15 protein-coding genes are annotated in these 18438 nt (G+C 65.3%); 5 read left to right on the forward strand and 10 right to left on the reverse strand.

All coding sequences use genetic code 11. From position 1 onward, the window contains the following. Positions 1-64: 64 nt before the first annotated feature. From AABA84_RS18795 to ugpB, 10 genes are all read right to left on the reverse strand, one after another. On the reverse strand, positions 65-787 hold the full coding sequence (locus AABA84_RS18795; RefSeq protein ID WP_212243927.1) for a GntR family transcriptional regulator: 723 nt from the start codon (positions 785-787) through the stop codon (positions 65-67). Between the two features lie 4 nt (positions 788-791). Beyond that, positions 792-1184: an oxalurate catabolism protein HpxZ gene (gene hpxZ, locus AABA84_RS18800; RefSeq protein WP_338312712.1), complete on the reverse strand. Its 393-nt coding sequence runs from the start codon at positions 1182-1184 to the stop codon at positions 792-794. Between the two features lies 1 nt (position 1185). Beyond that, positions 1186-2580 carry an AtzE family amidohydrolase gene (locus AABA84_RS18805; protein ID WP_338305973.1) on the reverse strand — a complete coding sequence of 465 codons (1395 nt, stop codon included), beginning with the start codon at positions 2578-2580 and terminating at the stop codon, positions 1186-1188. Positions 2581-2587: 7 nt separating this feature from the next. Continuing rightward, on the reverse strand, positions 2588-2767 hold the full coding sequence (locus AABA84_RS18810; RefSeq protein ID WP_338312713.1) for a DUF4089 domain-containing protein: 180 nt from the start codon (positions 2765-2767) through the stop codon (positions 2588-2590). Between the two features lie 81 nt (positions 2768-2848). Continuing rightward, entirely contained in the window at positions 2849-4567 is a 1719-nt protein-coding gene (locus AABA84_RS18815) for a dipeptide ABC transporter ATP-binding protein (protein ID WP_338312714.1), read from the reverse strand. A 277-nt stretch (positions 4568-4844) separates the two neighbouring features. After that, a complete protein-coding gene (locus AABA84_RS18820) occupies positions 4845-5744 on the reverse strand; it encodes an ABC transporter permease (protein ID WP_338312715.1) in 900 nt (299 codons plus the stop codon). 215 nt (positions 5745-5959) lie between these two features. Next, the gene (locus AABA84_RS18825) at positions 5960-6973 is read right to left on the reverse strand and encodes an ABC transporter permease (protein ID WP_338312716.1); all 1014 of its coding nucleotides are present in this window, start codon (positions 6971-6973) and stop codon (positions 5960-5962) included. 194 nt (positions 6974-7167) lie between these two features. Continuing rightward, entirely contained in the window at positions 7168-8790 is a 1623-nt protein-coding gene (locus tag AABA84_RS18830) for an ABC transporter substrate-binding protein (protein WP_338312717.1), read from the reverse strand. A gap of 240 nt (positions 8791-9030) precedes the next feature. Further along, positions 9031-9990 (reverse strand): aminoglycoside phosphotransferase family protein, encoded by a 960-nt coding sequence (locus tag AABA84_RS18835; protein WP_338312718.1) that lies wholly within the window; start codon positions 9988-9990, stop codon positions 9031-9033. Positions 9991-10218: 228 nt separating this feature from the next. Then, a complete protein-coding gene (ugpB, locus tag AABA84_RS18840; protein ID WP_212243910.1) occupies positions 10219-11544 on the reverse strand; it encodes a sn-glycerol-3-phosphate ABC transporter substrate-binding protein UgpB in 1326 nt (441 codons plus the stop codon). Between the two features lie 200 nt (positions 11545-11744). Here ugpB and AABA84_RS18845 point away from each other — a divergent pair, with 200 nt between their 5' ends. From AABA84_RS18845 to AABA84_RS18865, 5 genes are all read left to right on the forward strand, one after another. Next, complete coding sequence (locus AABA84_RS18845; RefSeq protein ID WP_338305983.1) at positions 11745-12740, forward strand: TRAP transporter substrate-binding protein; 996 nt, start codon at positions 11745-11747, stop codon at positions 12738-12740. A 6-nt stretch (positions 12741-12746) separates the two neighbouring features. Beyond that, positions 12747-14825 carry a sensor histidine kinase gene (locus AABA84_RS18850; RefSeq protein WP_246549927.1) on the forward strand — a complete coding sequence of 693 codons (2079 nt, stop codon included), beginning with the start codon at positions 12747-12749 and terminating at the stop codon, positions 14823-14825. Next, complete coding sequence (locus AABA84_RS18855; RefSeq protein ID WP_338312719.1) at positions 14795-16540, forward strand: ATP-binding response regulator; 1746 nt, start codon at positions 14795-14797, stop codon at positions 16538-16540. Before AABA84_RS18850 ends, AABA84_RS18855 begins: the two co-directional genes overlap by 31 nt. Positions 16541-16550: 10 nt before the next feature. Next, complete coding sequence (locus AABA84_RS18860) at positions 16551-17288, forward strand: response regulator (RefSeq protein WP_212243905.1); 738 nt, start codon at positions 16551-16553, stop codon at positions 17286-17288. A gap of 334 nt (positions 17289-17622) precedes the next feature. Beyond that, on the forward strand, positions 17623-18234 hold the full coding sequence (locus AABA84_RS18865) for a sigma-70 family RNA polymerase sigma factor (RefSeq protein WP_212243903.1): 612 nt from the start codon (positions 17623-17625) through the stop codon (positions 18232-18234). The last annotated feature ends 204 nt before the right edge of the window (positions 18235-18438 follow it).

Genomic DNA, 18438 nt, shown 5'->3' on the forward strand with positions numbered 1-18438 from the left:
AGTTGGATCCCGGCTCTGCGGAGCAGCGCTACGCGCTGCACCGCGTCCGGGACACGGACGTGCCTTACACCGACACCGCGTAGATCTCATACTCCCCGCGCACCAGCTCGATATGCGCGCGCATCGCGGCGGCGGCGCCCTGCTTGTCGCCGCGCATGATGGCGACGACGACGCGGTCGTGCTCGGCTTGCGACTTGGCGAGACGGCCGAGGTTGCGGAACTGGGCGCGGCGGAACGGCTGCACGCGCACCCGCGTCGCCAGCGTGATCTCGGCGATGTAGCCGTTCTGCGAACCGGCATAGATCGCGTTGTGGAAGCGTTCGTTGACCTCGTGGAAGCGATCGGGATTGCCGGTGTAGCTCAGCACCCGCAGCTCTTCGTGGATGGCCTCCAGGCCGTGACGCTCGGCGGCGGACATGCGCTCGGCGGCAAGGCCTGCGCAGAGCGCCTCGAGCTCCGCCATCGCCTCGAACATGCTCTTGAGACGCTCGATCGAGGGCTGCGCCACCACCGCGCCGCGATGGGCGCGCGCCTCGACGAGGCCGCTGGCCACGAGCTGACGCAGCGCCTCACGCACCGGCGTCCGCGACACGCTGAAGCGCCGCGCGATGTCGGTCTCGTCCAAGGGCGAGCCGGGGGCCAGGGCGCCGCGCACGATCTCGTCGGCGAGCTGCAGGCGCAGCTCCTCGGCGCGTGTGACCTTCTGCACCGATGGCGAGGCACGGTCGACGCGGGGCACCACCGGCTCAGTCGGCAGTGCTCCCTGGGGAAGATCGTCGAGCGTCATGCGGTCAGGTCTCTTTCGGCTCGTCGATGATGCTGACATGGGCGGCGACGACGCGCCAGCCCTCGGGGAAGCGAATCCAGGTCTGCATCTGCCGGCCGACCTTGCCGGGCGCCGTATCGCGATAGAACAGGGTGGAGGCCACCGCCGTGTCGCGGCCATAGCTGGAGATGACAGTCCTGGCGGTGCGGCGGTTGAGGCCGACCGGCGAGCGGCCGGCGCGGAAGCCGCTGATCGCCTCATAGCCATAGAGGTTCTCGCCGATGCCGTAGCGCAGCGTGCGGGGATCGTTGCGGAACAGCTCGCCGAGCACGGCGACGTCGTTACTGATGAGGGCCTGCTCATACCGATCGAACGCGGCTTTGACGTCCGCGATCACGTCGGGGAGATCGATCTCCATTTTAGATTCCTCTCGGCGCGGGTGCGGCGACGACGCCCATCTTTTCCAGGGCGTGCGCGACGCGGAGCGCGATGTCCTCGCGCCAGGGCGCAGCAATGATCTGCACGCCGATCGGCATCGGCTCGAGCGGCACCGGAACGGCCACCACGGGCAGGCCGATGAAGGAGATCGGCTGGGTGTGGATGCCGATATTGGCGCGCACCGGCAGCTCGACGCCGTCGAGGTTGAAATTCACCTGGCCGAGCTTTGGCGCGGTGCAGGGCGTTGCCGGCGCGAGCAGCACGTCGACGGTCTTGAAGATCTCGGCGAGCTGCGCGCGGTACCAGCGGCGGAATTTTTGCGCGCGGTCGACCATCGGCGCAGGCACCATCGCGCCCGCGATCAGCCGGTCGCGCACGGCCGGATCGAAATCGTTCGGCCGCTTGCGCAGGCGATCGAGATGCAGCGAAGCGCCTTCGGTGGTGGTGATGACGTAAGCCGCCGCGCGGGCGCGCGCGGCCTCGGGGATCTCGATCAGCTTCGTTGCGCCGAGCGCCTTGGCAACGCGGCTGACGGCCTCGACCGCTTCCGGAAACACGTTGTTCTGGAAATACCCGCCGGCGATGGCGATACGCAGATCCGACACCGGATTGGCGATCAGCGGCAGCGTCGGCTCCAGCCCGCGCGTCGTGCAGGCGCTGTCCTCCGCGTCAGGGCCCTGCATCACGTCATAGACGCGTGCGAGATCGGCGACGGAGCGCGCGAACGGGCCGAGATGATCGAGGCTCGCGACGAACGGGAACGAGCGCGCGCGAGAGAGCCGGCCATAGGTCGGCTTCAAACCGAAAATGCCGCAGAACGAGGACGGCACGCGGATCGAGCCGTTGGTGTCCGAGCCGAGCGCGATCGGCACCAGCGCGCCGCCGACCGCGCTGCCCGAGCCGCCGGAGGAGCCGCCGGTCATCCGCGTGGTGTCATGCGGATTGCGCGAGGGACCGTCATGGACGTTCTCGCCCGTAAAATCATAGGCGTATTCGCCCATGTTGAGCGCGCCGACCAGCACGGCGCCGGCGGCCTCCATGCGCTCGATCAGCGTGGCATCGCGCGCTGCGGGCGCGCGATCGCGATTGATCTTCGAGCCGGCGCGCGTCGGAAGCCCTGCGACGTCGAACAGATTCTTCACCGCGAAGGGAACGCCGGCGAGCGGGCCGACTTCCTTGCCGGCGGCGATGTCGGCATCGACTGCGCGTGCTTTCGCACGGGCGCGATCGGCGGTGACATCAGTGAAGGAATTGAGGACGCCGTCGTGCTGCTTGATGCGCGACAGCGCCGCCTCGGTGGCATCGAGCGCGGACATCTTGCGGGCCGCAACCGCACCTGCGATTTCGGAGGCCGTCATCTCTGGCTTGCTGGTCATGGCAACATCAAGCGGTGAAAATCGGCGCCGGCTCGGTCTCGTCCGGCAGCGCGAATTCGTCGACGAGGCGAGCGAGCCGCAGCGAGACTTCGAGGTTGGCGCGCACCGCAGGCCTCCAGGCCTCCTCGATCGGCAATGCCAGCACTTTCGATACGGCGTCGATATAATCGTCCAGCGGCTCGGCCATCACGCTCCCAAACTATCTCTCTAGGTTGTCATTTGAGCATGATCTTTTCGGAAAACCGCGTCACACTTTTCCGGATCATGCTCAGTGGACCGGCAACGGCGGATGCGGGATCGCCGTCAGCAGCTCCTTGGTGTAGTCGTCCTGCGGATCGCTGAGGACCTGCTCGGAAGAGCCCTCTTCGACGATTCGACCCGTCCGCATCACAATGACACGATCGCACAGCAAGCGCACTACGTTCAAATCATGCGAGACGAACAGATAGCTCATACCTAGCCGCGCCTTGAGGTGCTGCAGCAGGTTGAGCACGACGGCCTGCACCGAGACGTCGAGCGCCGCGGTCGGCTCATCCAGGATGACCAGCTTCGGATGCAGCGCGATGGCACGGGCGATGCCGACACGGGCCTTCTGGCCGCCGGAGAGCTGGTGCGGAAAACGATCGAGCAGATTGTGCGGCAGGCCGACCATGGTGGCCAGTTCCTCGCAGCGGGCGCGGAGCGCGTCGCGCCCCCTGATATCGCCGAGCTGCATAATGGGATCGGCGATCGCGCGCGCGGCGGTGAAGCGCGGGTTGAGGCTGTCGGTCGGATCCTGGAACACCATCTGGATGCGGCTGCGCTGCGGCAGCCGGGCGAACGAGGCCGGTGCGATGCCGCCGATGTCCTCGCCGTCAAACTGGATCAGGCCGGAGGTCTGGTCCAAGAGGCGCATCACCATCATCGACGTGGTCGATTTGCCGCAGCCGGACTCGCCGACAAGGCCGACGCTCTCGCCATGGCCGATCGAAAAGCTGATGCCGTCGACGGCGCGGAACACGTCCGGCTCCAGCGGCGGCTTGCGGCCGAACAGCTTTCCGAGCGTGGCGGTGGCGCCCTGGCGCGGGTATTCCTTGACGAGCTTTTCGATGAGGAGGAGCGGCTTCGCGCTCTCTGCGCTTGCCGTGGCAGGCACAGCGGGCTCGGCGGGCGCGGTGCCCTCCTCCTCCGGCAGCAGATCCCGCAGGCTCACGCCGAGCCTTGGCGTCGCGCGCATCAGCTTCTTGGTGTAGGGGTGCTGCGGGTTGGCGAAAATGTCGGCGGCCTTGGCGGTCTCGACCACGCGGCCCTTCTCCATCACCACGACGCGGTCGCAGTAGGCGGCGGCGAGGCCGAGGTCGTGGGTGATCAGGATGGTGGACATCGCGCGGCGCTTGGTCAGCTCGACGATCAGGTCCATCACCGCCTTCTGCGTGGTGACGTCGAGACCGGTGGTCGGCTCGTCCGCGATCAGCAGCTGCGGATTGCAGGCGAGCGCGAGCGCGATGACGACGCGCTGGCACATGCCCCCCGAAAGCTCGAACGGATAGGCGTGATAGCGCTCGCGCGGGCGGGCGATCTTGACCTGCTCCAGCGCCTCGATCGCCTTCTCGCCGTGATCCGAAACCATCGCCTGCTGCACATGGGTGCGCAGCACGTCCTCGATCTGGTCGCCGACTTTCCGGATCGGATTCAGTGCGGCACGCGGGTTCTGGAAGATCATCGACACTTCGCGGCCGCGCAGGTCGCGCATCTGGTCTTCGGTGGCGGCCTTCACGTCGATGCCGGAGAACATCACCGAGCCTTCGGCGATCCGCCCGGCGCGGTCGAGGATGCGCATCACCGCGTACGACGTCACCGACTTGCCCGAGCCGGACTCGCCGACGATGGCCAGCGTCTCGCCCTTGGCGACGGAGATGTTGACGTGCTGCACGGCTTTGACGATGCCGCGACGGGTGGTGAATTCGACGGTGAGGTCCTGGACGTCGAGCAGCGGCTGGGCGGTCATGCGGGCCTCCCAATCAAAAAATGCGAAAACAACCCCATGCACAGTAGAATGGCATTGGAATCGTTGGGGAATTTCGACGGGATTTGTGCGCGTGAGGGAGGCACCGGCCTCTCACTCCCTCCCCCCTTGTGGGGGAGGGTTGGGGAGAGGGGTAGCCCCAAGCGAGGTCGGAGTTCGTGGCTACCCCCCTCCCTGCCCCTCCCCCACAAGGGGGGAGGGAATGAGAGAATGGTGCCCTCCTTACAGCTTCGCTGCACGCCCCCGAACCCGACCACCATCACGTCCTCCTCTGGGGGTCGACGATGTCGCGCAGGCCGTCCCCGAGGAGGTTGAAGCAGAACACGGCGATCATCAGGGCAAGGCCGGGGAAGAGCGCGATCCACCATTCGCCTGAGACCATGAAGCCCGCGCCTTCGGCGACCATGATGCCCCACTCCGCGGTGGGCGGACGGACGCCGAGACCGATGAAGGAGAGGCCGGCGGCGTTGAGGATGGCGTAGCCCATGGTCAGCGACATCTGCACGATCATGATCGGCATGATGTTCGGGAGGATGTGCACCAAGAGGATGCGGAATTCGCCGTTGCCGGAGAGGCGCGCCGCCTGCACGAAGCCGGCGTTGCGGCGGACGTTGGCCTCGGCGCGCGCGACGCGGGCGTAGAGCGGGAAGTTCACGATGGCGGTCGCCAGGATGATGTTCTGCACGGTGTTGCCGAGCGCGGCGACGATGCCCATCGCCAGCACGAACAGCGGGAAGGCCATGATGGTGTCGGCGATGCGGCCGACGACGCGGTCGGTCCAACCGCCGAAATAGCCCGCGGCGATGCCGGCGAGGCCGCCTATCAGGAACACCAGCACGACGGAGGCGATTGCGATGAACGTGTCGAGCCTGGTTGCCACGACGACACGGCTGAAGATGTCGCGGCCGAGCTGGTCGGTGCCGAACCAGTGCGCGGCCGAGGGCGGCTTCAGCGACGCGGCGGTGTCGGAGGCGAGCGGATCGTACGGCACGACATAGGGGCCGAAGATCGCGGCGGCGAGGATCAGGATCAGCAAGGCGAAGGCAAAGCCCGTGACCTTGTTTTCGCCGAGCACGTAACGGGTCTGTTCGAGGATCGCGGCCAACCCGGAGGTGCGGGCAGGACCGACGGGTTCAACAGCAGGCGCAACGGAGCTCATGAGATCACCCGGACGTTGTTTGACCGAACAAGCAAGCCGCGACGGCGGTTTACCTCCCCCGCTTGCGGGGGAGGTCGGCGCAACGCGCCGGGTGGGGGCTCTCTCCACATTGGGGCTCTCGCCCGCGGAGATACCCCCTCCCCAACCCTCCCCCGCAAGCGGGAGAGGGGGCGCACCTTCGTCGGAGCTTGCAGAGCACAAGACCCCATCATGGTTCAGCCCTCCAGCCGTACGCGCGGATCGATCACGCCGTACAAGATGTCGATCACGAGATTGAGCAGCACGTACATGACCGCCATGGTCAGCACAAAACCTTGCACCGGCGCGAAGTCCGACGAGATCAGCGCTTCCACCGCGTATGAACCGATGCCGGGCCAGGCGAACACTTTCTCCACCAGCACGTTGGCGCCCAGCAGGAACGAGAACACCATGCTGAGCGTGGTGATGACCGGCAGCATCGCGTTGCGGAAGGCGTAGGTGACGATCACGGTCGCCGGCGACAGGCCGCTGGCGCGGGCGGTGCGGACGAATTCGGACGCGAGCACCGCCAGCATCGAGGCGCGTGTCATGCGCGCGATCGGCGCCAGCGAGAAGATCGCCAGCGTCGTCGCCGGCAGGATCAGCTGGCTCAGCGCCGAGCGGAACGCTTCGAGATCACGCGCGATCAGGGTGTCGATCAGATAGAAGCCGGTCACGGTCGGCGGCGCGCTGTAGAACACATCGAGACGGCCGAGCGGCGCGGGCGACCAGCCGAGGCGGAAGTAGAAGACGTAGACCAGCACGAGGCCGGTGAAGAACACCGGCAGCGAGACGCCGGCTGTCGTCGTCACCCGACATAAGTGATCGACCCATGACCCTGGCCGCGTCGCAGCGAGCACGCCGAGTGGGATGGCGATGACGACCGAGACGATGAGGCCGAGCAAGGTCAGCTCGGCAGAGGCCGGCAGGCGGTTGCGGATCTCGGCCGCCACCGGCTGGCCCGTCGTCAGCGAGTTGCCGAAATCGCCATGGGCGAGATCGCCCGTGTAGCGGAAGAACTGCTCGATCAGCGGCTTGTCGAGGCCGAGTTTTTTCCGGATCTGCTCGACGGCTTCCTTGGTCGCGGCGGGACCGGCGAAGTAGGCGGCGGGATCACCCGGCAGCGCGCGCGTCAGCAGGAAGGTGACGATGACGACGCCGATCAGCGATGGAATCGCGAACACCAGGCGCTTGCCGATCATGGTCAGCATGGGGCGCTCCTGCGCTGCGTATGGGAACGAGATCGTGCGGCACGTTCGGCTGCGTTCCCTCCCCCCTTGTGGGGGAGGGCTAGGGAGGGGGGTGGCTCCGGGAGAGGTCTGAGTTTGTGGCTACCCCTCTCCCCAACCCTCCCCCGCAAGGGGGGAGGGAGCCTGAAGAGCGTGCTCACCTCACCCATGACACCTCACCCCTTCGCCATCGCGCGATAATCCAGCCTCCGGTGGAACCAGTACTGATAGCCGCTGATGTTCTTCTGCATCGCGACGTTGACGAAGGGCTGGTACAGCGGGATGCGCGGGATGTCGGTGAAGGCGAGATCGACAAAACCCTTCACGTCCTTGTCGTAGGTTGCGGTGTCGCCGCTCGCGGCGGCGGTACGTGCGCCGTCGATGAGCTTGTCCATCTCTGCCGACTTGTAGCTCATGGTGTTGAAGACGGAATTGTTGCCGTGATAGCACCAGTAGAAGAAGTATTCGGGGTAATCGAGCCAGCCCGAGAACACGTTGGTGAAGAGCGGCATCTCTTTCTTGTTCAACTCGGTGCGCCAGTTGGCGCCGGGCACCTTGTTGATGGTGGTCTTGATGCCGATCTGCGCAAGACTCTCCTGCACCAGCACGCAGAGCGGCTCGTTGACGCCGGCGAAATTCAGGTCGAACGAGATCGTGGTCTCGAAGCCGCCTGCGTAGCCGGCTTCCGCCAGAAGCGCCTTCGCCTTCTCCATATCGGTGTTGAATTTGTGCGGCTGCGGCCAGGCGACCTCGGTCGGCTTGTCCTTTGCCGCGCCGAACATCGGGTTGGCGAGGCCGAACATCACGGCGTCCATGATCTTCTGATAGGGCAGCGCATAGGCGACCGCCTGACGGACTTTTGGATTGTCGAACGGCGGCTTGGTGACGTTCATGCCGATATACTGGATGCCGTTGGAGAACGGCAGCGACACCACGTTGAGCTTGCCGTTGGCCTTCATCTCCTGGAAGTCCTTGTTCGGCAGCTCGTAGGAGATGTCGGCATCGCCGCGCTCCAAGAGCGCGCGGCGGTTGCCGGCCTGCGGCACCATGCGCCAGATCACGCGCTTGATCTTCGGCAAGGGGCCGCCGACCCAATCCTCGTTGCGCTCCATGATGACTTCGGTGCCCGCGGTCCACTTCGTCACCTTGTAGGCGCCGGAGCCCGCGGTCTGCTGCTTGGTGAATTCGAGGCCCCAGGGGTCCTTCTCGCTGGCGTTCTTCTTCACCAGCTCGGAGTTGACGATGCAGGGCACGATCACGGCGAGATCGGGAATCGTGAGCTTGTCTTTCTTCAGGAAGTCGACGCGCACGGTATAGTCGTCGACGACGACGAACTGCTCCGGCTTGGTCAGTGACCCCGCGCTCATTTGAAAGGTCGGAAAACCGCCGACGCTGACGGCGCGGTCGAGCGACCATTTCACGTCCTTGGCGGTGACAGGCGCGCCATCGTGGAATTTGGCGTTCTTCTTCAGCTTGAAGGTGACCGACATGTCGTCGATCTTGAAATCTTCGGCGAGCTCGCCCTTGAACTTGTCGCGGTCGTAATAGGGCACGCCGCCGGGGCCAGCCTTCATCTCGTGGCTGATCAGCCGGTCGTAGCAATTCCAGGACACTTCATAGCCGGGCACGTTGGTGCCGACGCCGTGAATGTCGAGATTGTTGGGGCCGCCTTCCGAGACGATCAGCAACGTCTCCGAACGGGCGTCGGCATAGGCGGTGGAGATCACGGACGGCATCGCCGGAAGCGCCGCTCCGGCGGCCAATCCGGAAACGGATTTGAGGAAATCGCGGCGCTTCATCGGGAATGCTCCAACTCAAAGTTTTTGGTTGGAACCGGATTCGCAAGGTTCGTGCCAAGGCTTAATGGAGCGTTATGATTCCCGTAACCGACTGACTTAAAAGGATATTAGTTGATTTTGGCCGAGTGATCGCTTCCTGAGCAGCCCCGCTTATTGCATACAAAGCGGAGATATTGCTTTAAAATTAGGCTGATGAAATGAAGCGCCGCGGAGTTGAGCAAAGCCGGAGCTGGGGACCGCTCATCCCGCCCAGATCAGCTCCTGCAGCTCGATCAGGTCATCCGCCTGCTCCTGCCAGCCCTCGATGCAGATGTGGCTGTTGAGGTCGCTGGCCCGGTGCAGCAGCATCAGGGCCATCAGCCGGCGCTTGAGCGTGTCATCGAGCTTCGCATAGCCAAAACCTTCGAGCAGGCTCTTCACCCTCCCCGGCCGGCCCGCCGCCATGAACGCGCCGGGACCGAGCAGGTCGTAATCGCACCATCCCGCGAGCACGTCGCCGAAGTCGAACAGGCCTTTGAGCGACCACTGGCCGTCATCGCAGGCAAGCAGGAAGTTCTCCGGAATGTATTCGCCGACCAGAAAGACCGGCGGCGCATCCATCGGAATGAGCTCTTCCGCATCGCGCAGGAGATCGTCGAGGCCTTTGAGGAATTTCGGCGCAAGGCCAAGGCGGGTGTGCCGCGCCTTGCAGCCCTGCATCTGCGCACGCATGAAGTCGTTCCAGCGCGGCTCGATTTGCGCGAGCGGTCCGAGCGGGGCGCGCTGGACGCTCGCGATGGTCTCGCCGATCTGGCGCAGCAGGCGTTCCTTCTGCGCTTCCGCCAGGTGCGGCCAGACCTCCGAGCCGAGCGTGCCGGCAAGGCGGGTGATGACGAGATAGGGCCAGCCGTCTCGCGTTCCTTCGGCGACGATCTCGGGGATCGGCAGATCGAGATGGCCGGCGAGCTGCATCAGCGACCCGCGCTCGGACACGAATTGTTCACGCAGCATCGGCGGGAAGATTTTGAGGATCAGATTTTCGCCAAGGCCGACCACGAGATTGGTGCCGGTCGCAAACACATGCGGCGCGCTGGTATCGAGGCGGTGGCTGCGTGCGATGTCGAGCGCGATGGGGAGCCAATGCGCGGAATTGGCGCGAAAGGCGCGAAAGCTTTCCGCGTCGATGAAGCCGGGGAGTTGTTGCGGCGGCATGGTCGTCATCTGCACTCGCGTATCGAAGGCAGGATTAGCTTTGCTTGGCTCGATGCAAGCCAAGGAGACGGTGCACCTCTCCCGCTTGCGGGAGAGGTCGCGCCGAAGGCGCGGGTGAGGGCTTTCTCCTCTGGGGGATTGTCCCGTTGCGGTGACACCCTCTCCCCAACCCTCCCCCGCAAGCGGGGGAGGGAGCGCACCTCCGTTGCGGGCACAGCTAGGCTCATTCGCAATACGCTACCGCTCCGGACTTGCGCGCTCGAACTGGCGGAGCAGCTTGTTGCCGCGCTCGACTGCGGAATCCAGCGCGGCTTGCGCGCTCTTCTGCCCGGCGAACGCCTGCTCCAGCTCGTCTTCGATCGCGCCGCGGATCAGGACGAAGGAGCCGAGCCGGATGCCCTTCGAGTTCTCCGTCGGTGGATTGAGCGTGATCTCCTCGAACGAGATCGCCGAGCCCGGATTGCGCTCGTAAAAACCCTGCGCGCGCGTCAGCTCGGACGCGGCGCGGGTGATCGGCAGGTAGCCGGTGTTCTGGTGCCAGGCGGCCTGCACGCCGGGCTGCGACAGATAGGCGAAGAACCGCGCCACGCCCTTGTATTCCTCGCGCGGTCGGTCGCGCAGCACCCACAGCGTGGCGCCGCCGATGATCGAGTTCTGCGGCGCGCCCTTCACGTCGGGCCAATACGGCATCATGCCGTAGCCGATCTCGAATTTCGAATTCGCTCTGATGTCCGCGCGCGTCGCCGAGGAGCCGATGAAGATGCCGCATTCGCCGCTCTGGAAGCGCGGCTCGGCCGCTTGTCCGCGGCCGCCATAGTCGAACAGTTTTGTCTTTTGCCATTCGGCGAGCTGGGCGATGTGCTTGACCACGACCGGATTGTTGATGGTCAGCTCGGCATCGAGCCCGGCAAAGCCGTTGCCGCGCGTCGCCAGCGGCAAATTATGGAAGGCGGAGAAATTCTCGACATGGATCCAGGACGGCCAGGACGTGGTGAAGCCGCACGCCGCACCGCGGTCGCGCAGGCGCTTTGCGGCCGCGCCCAATTCCGGCCAGGTCTTCGGCGGCGCCTCCGGATCGAGGCCGGCGTCACGGAACATGGTCTTGTTGTAGTAGAGGATCGGCGTCGAGGAGTTGAACGGGAACGACAACAGATTGCCGGCCGCGTCGGTGTAATAGCCGGAGACCGCGGGCAGGTAATCGGTCAGCGAGAACGGCTCGTGCATGTCCCGCATCAGGCTGAACACCGGATAGATCGCGCCCCTGGCGGCGGTCATGGTGGCGGTGGCGACCTCGTTGACCTGAACGATGGCGGGCTGGCTGCGCGAGCGGAAGGCGAAGATGGCGGCGGTCACCGTCTCGGTGTAGTTGCCTTTGTACGCGGGCACGATGCGGTAATCGGACTGCGAGGCGTTGAAGTCCGAGGCCAGCTTCTCGAGCTGCCGCCCGAGCTCGCCGGACATCGCGTGCCACCAGGCGATGTCGGTTGCCGCCTGCGCCTTCGAGATGAATGTGAGGGCCGCGAGGGCGGCAACGACCGGCAAAAGGCGCAATGCTGAAATCACGACGGCTCTTCCATCTGGCGCGGCAAGCGGCGACCGCCCCTGCTTAAGGGGCGGCCCTTGCGGTTTCAACCGGGAATGCGCGCCGGCCGCGCCGCACAATCGGTCCTGGCCCCGCGGCGGGATGGCCTTCCCCCGACCATCTGCTAGATTGCATTGAACCTTTTGCTCCCGCCATAGACTCCACCACTGAGGGGTTGAGTGTGCCAGTGTTGAGCCGTGCCGAACTCTCGCGGACCGGAGTGATCGTCGTCGCGCTTCTGCTTGCCGTCTGTTCGACGGGCGCCGTTGCACGCGAATTTCGCGCCGCCGATACCCAGACCGAGGATTACCCGACCGTCCAGGCGCTGCGCTACATGGGCGCGCTGATCGCCGAGCGCAGCGGCGGCCGCCACGAGATCAAGGTGTTCCACTCCCGCCAGCTCGGCGAGGAAAAGGAGACCATCGAGCAGACCCGGGCCGGTGCGATCGACCTCAACCGGACCAACGTGGCGCTGATCGGCAACTTCGTTCCGGCGATGAACGTGCTCGCCATGCCGTTCCTGTTCCGGTCCATCGAGCACATGCAGAAGGTGCTGGACGGACCGATCGGCAGCGAGATCCTCGATAGCTTCGAGCCCTATGGCTTCGTCGGGCTCGCCTTCTACGATTCCGGGGCGCGGTCGATCTACAACGGCGTCCGGCCGGTGAAGACCATCGCGGATCTCAAGGAATTGCGGATCCGGGTGCAGCAGTCGGAGTTGATGAGCCAGATGATCCGCTCGCTCGGCGCCGAGCCGGTCGAGATGCCCTACGGGCAGGTGCTCACCGGGCTCGCCAACCATCTGATCGACGGCGCCGAGAACAACTGGCCATCTTTCGTGACGACGGACCATTACAGGCACGCCGGCCATTATACGCTCACCGAGCATACGATGAGCCCCGAAGTGCTGGTGATCTCGCTGAAGGCCTGGCAGAGCCTGTCGCCGGACGACCAGAAGATATTCCGGGAGGCCGCGCAGCGCTCCAGCCGGTTCATGCGCGAGAAATGGCGCGACCTCGAAGAGCAGTCGCAGCGCAAGGCGCTGGAAGCCGGCGTCACCATCATCAGGGATATCGACCGCAAGCCGTTCGAGGACGCGATGGCCCCGATCTACGCCAAGGCCGGGCGCGAACCCGTCGCGGCAGCACTGATCGAACGCATTCGCAAGGTGGAGTGAGCCGCGTTGGCTGCACTTGGACATACCGAGCACGCAGACAGGCCGTCCGGCCCGATCGGGCGGCTGCGCGCACGGCTGGTCGGCGTGCTGCGCGCGGTGCCGATCCGCTGGCGCATCCTGTCGATCGCCGCGCTGAACTCCGCCGTGGTGGTGGTGCTGGTCGCCATGATCTGGAACGGCGCGCAGGTGCTGGGCTCGGCCTGGGACGACGTGCGCCAGGTGCGCGAATCCGACCGGATCCTGGCGCTGCTCGAAAGCGAGACCGGGCGCCTGCACAATCTGATCCACCGCTATATCAACCAGCCGAGCCCGGACCTGTTCGCCGAGATCCTGCTGCTGCGCGAGGCGGTGCTGGGCACGCTGACCAACCGCGCCGCCAAGGACCCGATGCTGTCGGGCTCGGTCGAGGAGCTGGAGCGCACCACCGACCGCTTCCTCAACGGCTTCGGCGAGCTGCGCAGCGTGCAGGCCACCATCGCCAAGACCTATGAGGACCAGGTGCAGGGCCCGGCCAGGGACATGGCGGGCCTCTATTCCATCATCGAAGGCGCCACCGGCCATCGCGACGCGCTGATCTGGCCATCGCTCGGCAAATCCCGCGAGGCCTTCACCGCGATGCTGGTGGCGGCCAATTCCTATTATCTGTCGCAGTCGTCGGGCGCGGCCGACGACGCGCGCCGCAACACCGAGACGATCGAGAAGACCATCCCCGTGATGATCGATCTCGCCGACAACGACCTGCAGAAGATGGCATTGCGAAGGCTCGGAGCCCGCACCGCCGCGCTGCGCGAGGGCTTTGCAAAGCTCTCCGAGCAGCTTGCAAGCCGCACCGAGCTGCTCCGCAACACCATCGACGCCAGCCAGGCCGAGGCGATCGGCGCCATCGACGACCTCTCGACCAAGATGCGCCAGCGCGAGCAGAAGGCGCAGGAGACATTTGACCGCACGCTGGCGGATATTTCTCGCCGTGTCCTTTCGATCGCGGTGATCTTCCTCGGCATCATCCTCACCGCCGGCGTGATGATCGCGCTGTCGATCCGCCTGCCGCTGCAGCAGATCATGGCGGCGATGCGCGCCATCACGCTCGGCGATCTCGACCGCGAGGTGCAGGGCACCAAGGCCCGCGACGAGGTCGGCGCCATGGCGCGCGCGGTGGAGGTATTCCGCGAGAACGCGATCGCGAAGCGGCAGACCGAGGACGAGCTGCGCGCGTCGAAGGAGAAGGCCGAGAGCGCGCTGCTTGAGCTCAATACCGCACAGCAGAATTTGATCGATGCCGAGAGGCTGGCGGCGCTCGGCGGCTTGGTTGCCGGCGTCGCGCATGAGGTCAACAATCCGATCGGCATCAGCCTGACGGTGGCTTCAAGCTTTGCCCGTCGCAGCGAGATCTTCGAGGCCCAGCTCAAGGGCGACGGCGGACTGCGCCGCTCGCAGCTGGAGGAGTTCGTGCAGTCCTCGCGCGACGCCTCGCAGCAGCTGGTCGCCAATCTGCAGCGCGCCGGCGAGCTGATCCAGTCGTTCAAGCAGGTCGCGGTCGACCGCTCCCATGCCGAGCGGCGGCAATTCTCGCTCAGCGAGGCCACCGACCAGATCATCGCCAGCCTGCGGCCGGTGCTGAAGCGCTCGCCGATCACGCTCCAGGTCGACGTGCCCGAGGGGCTGCTGCTCGACGGCTATCCGGGCTCCTATGGCCAGATCCTAACCAACCTCTTCCTCAACGCCGCCAACCACGCCTTCGCCGACGGGCGCGCCGGCACGATCATCATCTCGGCGCGGCCGCGCGGGGCCGACGACGTCGAGCTCATCTTCACCGACGACGGGGCCGGCATGACCTCCGACGTGCAGCGCCAGGCCTTTGACCCTTTCTTTACCACCCGGCGCAATGAAGGCGGCACGGGACTTGGGCTTCATATCGTCTATAACCTCGTCACCCAGCAGCTCGGCGGGCGCATGATGCTGGAATCCAAGCTGGGACAAGGCACCACTTTTCGCATTATCATGCCCCGGGTCGCCAAGGGCGGCGCGCAAAGCACAGAAAGTGACGGGACTTCTCAATGGCCGAACAGGACGATGTCCTCCACCTGATCGACGATACCGGTACCGCGTCGGAGGATGCCAACGCCCGGAAATGGAAGATCGCCGTCATCGACGACGATCCGGCCGTGCATGACGGCACCCGTTTTGCTCTCTCGGATTACAGCCTGAACGGCCAGGGCCTGGAGATCCTGTCGGCCTATTCCGCCGCCGAAGGCCGCAAGCTGATGGCCGCGCACAGCGACATCGCCGCCGTGCTGCTCGACGTCATCATGGAGACCGACGTCGCCGGCCTCGAGCTGGTCGAGTTCATCCGCAACGAGATCCGGAACGAGACGGTGCGCATCATCCTGCGCACGGGACAGCCCGGCCAGGCGCCCGAGCGCCGCGTGATCGTGCAGTACGACATCAACGACTACAAGGCCAAGACCGAGCTCACCGCCGACAAGCTGTTTACCTCGCTGACCGCGGCGCTGCGCTCCTATCAGCAGCTCGAGCGCATGGTGCAGACACGGCGCGGGCTCGAGATCATCATCGACGCCGCCTCGACGCTGTACGACTTCAAGTCGATGCAGCGGCTCGCCGAGGGCGTGCTGACCCAGCTCGCCTCGCTTCTCAATGTCGATTGCGCCGGTATACTGGTCTTGCGCGACAATGGCGGCATCGACCCCGAGCTCTCGGTGCTCGCCGGCAGCGGCTGCTACAGCCGCTTCATCGGCACCACGACGTCGAAGGCGCTCGACCCCGAACTGCGCGAGATGGTGGAAGCCGCGTTCCAGCGCCGCAAGAACGAATTCGCCGACCACCGCAGCGTGATCTATTTGCGTACCGGATCCGGCCGCGAGGTCGTGGTGCTGCTGCAGGCCGAACGCGAATTGTCCGAGACCGACCGCTCGCTGGTCGAGATCTTCTCGAGCCGGCTCTCGATCGCCTTCGACAACGTCATCCTCTACCAGCAGCTTCAGGCCGCCAACACCCAGCTGGAGGATCGCGTCGCCCAGCGCACCCGCGCGCTGATGCAGGCCAACCGCCGCCTCTCGGCGCAATGGCTGCGGCTGCAGCGCGCCAACGGCTTCAAGAACGAGATTTTGGGCACCGTCGCGCACGATCTGAAGAATCCGCTCGGCGTCATCCTCGGCCGCACCGAGATGCTGAAGGAGCTGATCTCGACGGGCGCCTCGGAAAGCGGCGTGGTCGCCCAGGTCGACCACATCCGCGACGCCACCAAGCGCCTGACCACGATGGTCGACCATCTGATCTCGGATGCGATGGCCGATGCCTTCGACATCACCATCCGCCGCGAGCCGGTCGACGTCGCCGCCCTGGTCAAGGAGGTCGCCGAGGCCAACCAGCCGCTCGCCGTCAACAAGCAGCAGGCCATCAGCGTCGCCGCGCCGACCAACATCGTCACCATGTGCGACACCGACCGCATCCGCGAAGCGATCGACAATCTCATCAGCAACGCCATCAAATACTCGCCGATCGGCGGCAGGATCGGCGTGATCGTCAGCCACGAGGGCAGCGACACCATCGTCCGCGTCAGCGACGAGGGCGCCGGCCTGTCCCCGGAAGATCTCGGTCGCCTGTTCGGCCGGTTCCAGCGGCTGTCGGCAAAGCCGACCGCGGGCGAGAGCTCGACGGGGCTCGGGCTCTCCATCGTCAAGCGTATCGTCGACATGCATGGCGGCGAGGTGACCGCCGACAGCGAAGGGCCCGGCAAGGGCTCGACTTTCACCATCACCCTTCCCGCGACCGAAATGCCGTGACGTAGAGACCATGACCCAAAGCCAGCACATCATGATCGTCGACGATGAAGCCCCGGCCCGGGAGATGGTCGGCGATTATCTCAAGATGCACGGCTTCACCGTGACGCTGTGCGACGGCGGCAAGTCGTTGCGGGCCGCGATCCAGGGCGGCATGCCCGATCTCGTCGTGCTCGATCTCAACATGCCCGAGGAAGACGGCCTCTCGATCATCCGCGACCTCAAGAGCCGCATCAACGTGCCGGTCATCATGCTGACGGCGACCGCGAGCCCGATCGATCGCGTCGTCGGGCTCGAGCTCGGCGCCGACGATTACGTCGCAAAGCCCTGCGAGCTGCGCGAGCTGATGGCGCGCATCCGCTCGGTGCTGCGGCGGAGCATGCCGGCCAAGGCGGCCGCGCCCGAAGCCGCAGCGGCGAAATCGGACAAGGAGCAATTGGTACGGTTCGGGACAAAGTGGCTCGATCTCGAAGCCCAGGCCTTGCGCGACGACGAGGGCAACGAGCATCCGCTGACCGCCTCCGAGTTCGGATTGCTGAAGGTGTTCGCGGCCAATCCGAAGCGCGTGCTGTCGCGCGAGCGTCTGCTCGAGCTCGCCAATGCACGCGACGCCGAAGCCTTCGACCGCGCGGTTGATCTCCGCATCATGCGCATCCGCCGCAAGATCGAGCCCGATCCGGCCAAGCCCGCCGTGATCCGCACCATCCGCGGCGGCGGCTATCTGTTCTCGCCGGCGGGCGAGAAGGCGTAAGCCTCACACTCCGCCGCCGTCCCGGACAAGCGCGCCCTCAGGCGCGCGCAGATCCGGGACGACGGGAGTGTGCGTCGCGCGCCCGAACGCAACAGCCGGAAATACGTTCCCGACGCCGCCGTCCGCGTCAAAATCCCCACCCCCGTATTTTCCGTACATTGAAATTCCACGGTTTTTTGCCCCGAATGTTTCGTCGCCGCCCCTCCGACGAAACAATTTGGCAGCGCACGAAACCATTTTCCGCTTTTCGTGCAGACGTCCCGAAACGTTGGCTCATTAACACTTTGGTCCAAGGAAACGCCGCTCGGTTGCGGCGCTACGGGGAGCCAAGTCAATGCGGAACGTCATCGCCATCAACGCCCAGGCCAGCCAGAGCATCATCGCCGCTCAGGCGACTTCGGACGACATGCTTCTCGAGAGCATTGCCGACGGCAACCGGACGTCGATGCATATCCTTTATTGCCGCCACAATGTGCGGGTGTACCGCTTCATCCTGCGCATCGTGCGTGACGCAACCGCAGCGGAAGACCTCGTCAGTCAGGTGTTCCTGGACGTGTGGCGGACCGCCGGCCAATTCCAGGGCCGCTCCCAGGTTTCGACCTGGCTGCTGTCGATCGCCCGCTTCAAGGCACTGACCGCGATGCGCCAACGCCGCTTCGAGGACATCGACCAGGAAGACGTGCGCCAGATTCCCGACGATTCCGATACGCCGGAGACCTCGCTCGACCGCAGCGACACCAGCGCCATCCTGCGCGCCTGCGTGCAGAAGCTGTCGCCCGCGCATCGCGAGATCATCACCCTCGTCTACTACCACGAGAAGTCGGTGGAGGAGGTCGGGCAGATCATCGGCATCCCCCAGAGCACGGTGAAGACGCGGATGTTCTACGCCCGCAAGCAGCTTGCCGAACTGCTTAAGGGCTGCGGCGTCGAGCGCTTCGCTGCCTAAGCTCAATCAATTCAAAGGGATAGGGCCGCCGATCTGGCCCTCTCCCGGGACACGGAAGTGTTACCGCCGACGAAACAATTGAAACAAAGCACAACATCAGGCGGAAAAACTTCCCCCCTATAAAGCTCACATACGGTTTCGTTAAACCTCCCAAGGACTTCCACGACCCGGACGGGATGCCCCCCTCCGGGTCGTTTTGTGTTT

The sequence above is a fragment of the Bradyrhizobium sp. TM239 genome, assembly GCF_036247985.1.
In the GTDB taxonomy this organism is placed as follows: domain Bacteria; phylum Pseudomonadota; class Alphaproteobacteria; order Rhizobiales; family Xanthobacteraceae; genus Bradyrhizobium; species Bradyrhizobium ottawaense.

Bases quoted from the DNA above. Each gene is read 5' to 3' on its own strand.
- AABA84_RS18815 (WP_338312714.1), bottom strand. From the start codon at position 4,567: ATGACCGCCCAGCCGCTGCTCGACGTCCAGGACCTCACCGTCGAATTC.
- AABA84_RS18820 (WP_338312715.1), bottom strand. From the start codon at position 5,744: ATGAGCTCCGTTGCGCCTGCTGTTGAACCCGTCGGTCCTGCCCGCACC.
- AABA84_RS18810 (WP_338312713.1), bottom strand. From the start codon at position 2,767: ATGGCCGAGCCGCTGGACGATTATATCGACGCCGTATCGAAAGTGCTG.
- AABA84_RS18805 (WP_338305973.1), bottom strand. From the start codon at position 2,580: ATGACCAGCAAGCCAGAGATGACGGCCTCCGAAATCGCAGGTGCGGTT.
- AABA84_RS18795 (WP_212243927.1), bottom strand. From the start codon at position 787: ATGACGCTCGACGATCTTCCCCAGGGAGCACTGCCGACTGAGCCGGTG.
- AABA84_RS18825 (WP_338312716.1), bottom strand. From the start codon at position 6,973: ATGCTGACCATGATCGGCAAGCGCCTGGTGTTCGCGATTCCATCGCTG.
- AABA84_RS18865 (WP_212243903.1), top strand. From the start codon at position 17,623: ATGCGGAACGTCATCGCCATCAACGCCCAGGCCAGCCAGAGCATCATC.
- hpxZ (WP_338312712.1), bottom strand. From the start codon at position 1,184: ATGGAGATCGATCTCCCCGACGTGATCGCGGACGTCAAAGCCGCGTTC.
- AABA84_RS18835 (WP_338312718.1), bottom strand. From the start codon at position 9,990: ATGACGACCATGCCGCCGCAACAACTCCCCGGCTTCATCGACGCGGAA.
- AABA84_RS18855 (WP_338312719.1), top strand. From the start codon at position 14,795: ATGGCCGAACAGGACGATGTCCTCCACCTGATCGACGATACCGGTACC.
- AABA84_RS18860 (WP_212243905.1), top strand. From the start codon at position 16,551: ATGACCCAAAGCCAGCACATCATGATCGTCGACGATGAAGCCCCGGCC.
- AABA84_RS18830 (WP_338312717.1), bottom strand. From the start codon at position 8,790: ATGAAGCGCCGCGATTTCCTCAAATCCGTTTCCGGATTGGCCGCCGGA.